This is a genomic window from Okeania sp. SIO3B5 (assembly GCF_010692555.1).
GTDB lineage: Bacteria > Cyanobacteriota > Cyanobacteriia > Cyanobacteriales > Microcoleaceae > Okeania.
Genome location: NZ_JAAHHG010000629.1, coordinates 1 through 5252 on the forward strand (window position 1 = coordinate 1; position 5252 = coordinate 5252).

The following is a 5252-nucleotide window of genomic DNA, read 5'->3' on the forward strand; positions in this document are numbered from 1 at the left end:
GTAAGCTTAGAGAGGTTTTTACCAATCACACAAAACCCCTCTACCCCTGGATGAAAAACTTATCGTCTAAAGTTTATCAATATGCTTTTATTAACTTGGGTGAAGCATTTAAAAGGTTTTTTCAAGGATTGGGTAAATATCCAAGATTTAAAAAGAAAGGTAGGTCTGATTCATTCACAATAGATAATTGTGGAAAACCAATAGAACTAAACGGATGGAGTCACAAATTACCTTTTATTGGTATTGTAAAAACTTATGAACCAATTGAAGCTACAACTCAAAAAATAACTATTAGCAGACAAGCAGGTGATTGGTATTTGAGCTGTAGCTATGAATTTCATTCTCACACTACACCCAAAAAAACTGATGTAGTAGGTGTAGACTTAGGTGTGAAAACCTTAGCTACACTAAGTGATGGAAAAGTATTTGAAAGTGTCAGAGCCTATCAGAAATTTGAAGCCAAGTTGTCAAGAGAGCAATACCTAAATCGTCATAAACAGGTGGGCTCTACTAATTGGAGAAAAGCACAACTTAAGATAGCTAGGTTGCATAGAAAAGTAGCAAACATTCGTCAAGACGCACTTCATAAACTGACAACATACTTAGCCAAAAACCACGGCAGTATTGTCATAGAAGATTTAAACGTCAGAGGAATGTTAGCTAACCATAAGCTAGCTAAAATCAGTTAGCAGATAGTGATTTTCTGAATTTCGCAGACAGCTTAAATACAAGTGCCAATGGTACGGAAGTGAATTAGTAGTAGTAGATAGATTCTTTCCATCATCAAAGACTTGTTCTAATTGTGGTCATGTTCAAGACATGCCCTTGCATCTGAGAACTTATGACTGCCCCGACTGTGGCTTGTCAATAGATAGAGATTTAAATGCAAGTATAAATTTAAGAAATGCGGTCGGCTCGACCGTGAATGCCTGTGCATGAATGCCTGTGGATGAGTAACCGCCGACGGCCTCACTTGAAGCAGGAAGTAAACATCGGGTTGTTACGTTATGTAACGCTTTGTATCAGTTTTATGGAGCAGTACAGATTTTACGGTCAGACTTTGGAATCTCGAAACAGACTGCTTAGTTTGTACTTTAGTTGGTCATTCAGCACCGATTTTTTCTATTGCTATTAGTGGTAATGGAAAAATGCTTGCTAGTGGTAGTCAGGATGGCACAGTGAAAATTTGGGGTTTGCCTAGTGGAGAACTTTTGCAAACTTTGGCTGGTTGTTATCCAGTGGCTTTTTGTGGTGATGGGTGTTTAGTGAGTGGGGGAGATGGCAAGAATATGAAAATTTGGCATCAGGTAATGTGGGATGGTGTCGAATTTTTATCTGGGGAGTGGTGGGAAATATTGGGTGTAACACCAAATGCAGATGCGAAAACTGTGAAATTGGCTTATCGTCGTTTGGCTAGACAATATCATCCAGATGTGAATAGGAATAAGGAAGCTATTTCAAAAATGCAAATTATTAATCAAGCTTATCAAGAGTTTCTACTACCGCAAACTAATGTTTAGGTAATTAGGGCTTGCTGATTAAATATCGCGCTTATTAACTGATATTGGTTTGAGTAATTGTAGGTCTGGAAAAAGTGCGAGGTTTTAGGTGGTAATGGTTCAAAAATTCAGGATTTTGCTCAAGAGTTGGGCAGGACAATCTTGGGACAAAACGCCCGCTCCTACCTCCTCCAAATTCCCATTTCTTCTGTCTTCCCCTCCTGGGAGGGGTTATACCAATTTGAAAAAAGAATGTTACAGATAATAAGCAGTATTAAAATAATTTGTAGGAAATATTTATTGGAGGAAAAAGATAAATTACTATATAATAAATGGCATAAAACCCATTTCTTCTGACTCCTGACTCCTGTCTCCTGACTCCTAAACAGTAACCTAAGTATTTGTAGCAAAGATTTATCAAACTGGTATTAGGGGTGGGTTGTCTCCTGTCTCCTACCCTCACCCATAAGACTTTTTCAGCAAACCCTAATTAAACCGAAAAACTCTCATGAATTTATTGCCTAAACTCTAAAACAGCATCAAAAGGTTCATCAGATTCAACATAATATCATGTCCGGATCATCAGTGATGAAAAAAATTATCCTCTTGCTTAAACAGTAAATCTTTCTATTTTCCATACTCCCCCTACTCCCCTACTCCCCTACTACCTTAATAATAAGTATTCAACCAGACATGATATAACTTGCTAACAATTCTATATCTAACAAAGGCTTTGTTCCCCTCAAGGGGGCACATGATATGAAAATTTCATCTTTGATATAAGAACTCAATTCAAATAACTTGACTTACGGTCGATCAAATATAAAAAGATATAAATCCAAAATGTTAGACTAGGTAACAACCAAGGTAATAAAATTTCTAATGAAATATAAATTTGTAGGCTAGCCAGTGCATAAATTAGAGTCAATAAAAACCATAAAAAAATAATTTCTTGTTTTTGAGTATTAGTACTATTTCCTAATACTAATACTGTTCCTTTTCCTAATAAAGCAGCTAATAAAATTAACCATAAATTAGGAATAGGTATAACTAATCTTTGATTGAGCAAATGATGAACCATATAAGCATGAATTTCCCCTCCAGTAAATACTGTACTAGGGTTGGCAGGATGTTGAGAACGCCAGTAACCAACAGCAGCAGGTAAAGGAAAATAGTCTCCTCCTGGAGCAACTAATCCTGCATCTTTATATCCAGCAGCAATAATCACTATTGATGGACGTTTATTTAGTATAGTTAGTGGTAATAGTGGGAAATCATTATTCTCCAAAAGTTGCCAAGCAGGTAAACGTAGAAAAACTGCTTCTGGGGGGATAGAAAAATCTATAATTGGATGCATCCACATTTGTCCTAATTTATAGGAAAATTTAGTTAAAGGTTGTAAGCGAGATGAATTGGAAAATAAATCCAAAAATTCATATTCACCTGTGGTCTGATTAATATGATTTTTGACTTGAGATACCCAATGATCTGAGGAATTAATCTGGGGTTGAAGCAACTCCCCAAATTGTTCAAAATTTAACCAGTGAGCAACTGCTAGCCAATAAGCAAAGGGCAATGGCCTATTGCTAGAATATTTCCGTGGCAGCAGTGTAAAATGGGTAACGTAACTGTCATAACCAACAACAAAAGTATTTCCCTGTAGTTGCCAATTTGGGGATGCTAACTCTGGCAATGGTTCAAACCAACCACCAGCTTGATTACGAGATGTTGCTAAAACAAACCAAGTACTTTGTTTTTTTATGGATGAACGCAGAGTCTGAGCTAATTTTCGGTCGTTTTTTGGTTGATGACGATCGAATAGATAGTCCACACCAATGATTTTGGCGTTTATAGATGTAAGTCGATCAATGATTTTAGCTATATAGCTACGATCCATAGGTCTAGGATCGGATATTTTGGCTTTTTTGATGGACTCTTCATCAATTTCAACTAATAGTACGGGAGGCGAATTTTGGCGATCGGGTTGGTTGGTAAATTGCCGATACATGGCTTGCACTAATACTCGCTTTTCAATTAAAAAGCTTTGAGTTGATAATTGCCAACTGCAGAAAATTAATGCACTAAGCGCCATCGCTTCTTTTCTGCTAGGCAACCACCGTTTGCATTTGTGTTTTATTCTAGATGGTTGAAGACAAAATAGTGGGGCATCCGGGTGGCAAAACAAAGATGGTATTAAATATGTACTAGGATAGGTGAGGTTTTTCTGTAGTTTTAAAAATTGACACGCTGATAATAATGATTCGTGAACATCTTTATATTCGGCTAAACTTTTTAGAAATCGCACTAAGAATTCTTGGGCGACTTGATTATGAATAGGTTCTCGCATGATGGCAACTTGACTTAAACCCAAGTCTATCAGGGTGTTAGCGATGCTTAAACCACTACAGGAGTTGAAGATGGCAAATTGTAAACCTCTATGTTTGGCGATAGTTAAGGATTGAGCAATTTCTATTATGGATAGAGATGTGCCAGGGGCGATCGCTAGTTCTCCTCCTGTATGCATATTTTCATTACTGTGTCCGGCGAAAAATAAGATATCCCACCCACGTTCATCTTTTATGGCTTTGAAAATTTTGTCTTTCAGCTCTGCTTGACTTTCGTGAGGTTGCCAACCCACAAACTCTACTTCTGCTATTGGGGAAAGTGATTTTACTGCTTCTCTATCTACCTGGAAATTTAAACCTGTATCATCTCCCAGTATTGCTAATACCCTAGCTTTACCTCGACAGGGTTTGAATTGATAATTGACTGGTGTATCGTGAATATTGATAGGTTGGCGGACTATTCTAATTTTACTGGATGCAGCAAATTCTGTAATTTCCCATACTTCCCAGGGTAAACGACATAAGTCTTGGGAGTTACAAGTTAGAAATATGTCAATAGTAGGTACATGAGCGTTGTGCTGTGATGGTAGTAAATTTTCTGTTTTTTCTTTGGCTGCTTGAGCAATAATTGCTCTAATTTCAAACAGTTCTTCGTGTCGTAGCCAACGATGAAATTCACACAGAAGTTTTGCTTCTGCTTGTACTAATTTTTGCGCCCAATCAACTTGTCTAGTTATTGTTCCTGTATTTACTACCCTTCCTCGTAAGGCTTTATTATAAAAACTCAGATATTTTGTTTGCCAATCTTGATAAAATATGGTAAGCTCCTCAGGATAAGGAAGGGTGACACTTAATTGTTGCCCTCTACCCCAGGCAAGTTCAAATAGGCAGACTTTTTCAACTTGTTGAATCTTCAGGTAGAATCTATAAGCAGTTTGAGTCATTTTTCTTTGATTTTGATCGCATACCTTTTTATATAATACCCAGATAATTAATTATCATATAATTCAGGAGTCAGGAGTCAGGAGTTCATTAATGGATAATGGATAATATCATGTCCGGTTGAATAATTAGACTTTGGTGGAAGGAAGGCAGCTATGCTGGAGCCAGAAGGTTTTCTTCTATTGTCACCTTGATTTTATACACGCTCCGATGCTACCGGACATGATATAATTATCTTTCCCTTTTAAGGAGAGGATTGACAAATAAGGAAAAAATTTATTTTTTTCCCCTTGAAACGGGAGGCTTTTAACCCGAATTGTTTAATTAGGGCTTGCTGATTAAATATAAAAGTCTTTACTGATATTGGTTTTAGGCTTTTTAGGTAGTGAAAAAGTACCCCTGTTTTCCCCTAAGAATGCTCAAAAATTGAGTATTTGAGTAAGAATTGGGTAGACTTGGGCCTGGG

Annotated in this window: 3 protein-coding genes and 2 pseudogenes; 4 read left to right on the top strand and 1 reads right to left on the bottom strand. The window is 37.1% G+C overall.

Translation table 11 applies throughout. From position 1 onward, the window contains the following. The 4 genes and pseudogenes from F6K54_RS39750 to F6K54_RS43585 form a co-directional block, all read left to right on the top strand. Positions 1–689, top strand: a 689-nt coding sequence (locus tag F6K54_RS39750) for a transposase (RefSeq protein WP_293089825.1), incomplete at its 5' end; no start/stop codon positions are given. 22 nt (positions 690–711) lie between these two features. After that, positions 712–939, top strand: a pseudogene (locus F6K54_RS43580) (zinc ribbon domain-containing protein); the annotation flags it as partial. A gap of 155 nt (positions 940–1094) precedes the next feature. Beyond that, positions 1095–1178: pseudogene (locus tag F6K54_RS39755) on the top strand (hypothetical protein); the annotation flags it as partial. Further along, positions 1179–1520, top strand: a complete 342-nt coding sequence (locus F6K54_RS43585) for a DnaJ domain-containing protein (RefSeq protein ID WP_366558376.1) — start codon at positions 1179–1181, stop codon at positions 1518–1520. A 766-nt stretch (positions 1521–2286) separates the two neighbouring features. Here the strand turns inward: F6K54_RS43585 and F6K54_RS39765 are convergent. Then, positions 2287–4788 carry a CHASE2 domain-containing protein gene (locus tag F6K54_RS39765; protein ID WP_293089827.1) on the bottom strand — a complete coding sequence of 834 codons (2502 nt, stop codon included), beginning with the start codon at positions 4786–4788 and terminating at the stop codon, positions 2287–2289. Between the last annotated feature and the right edge of the window lie 464 nt (positions 4789–5252).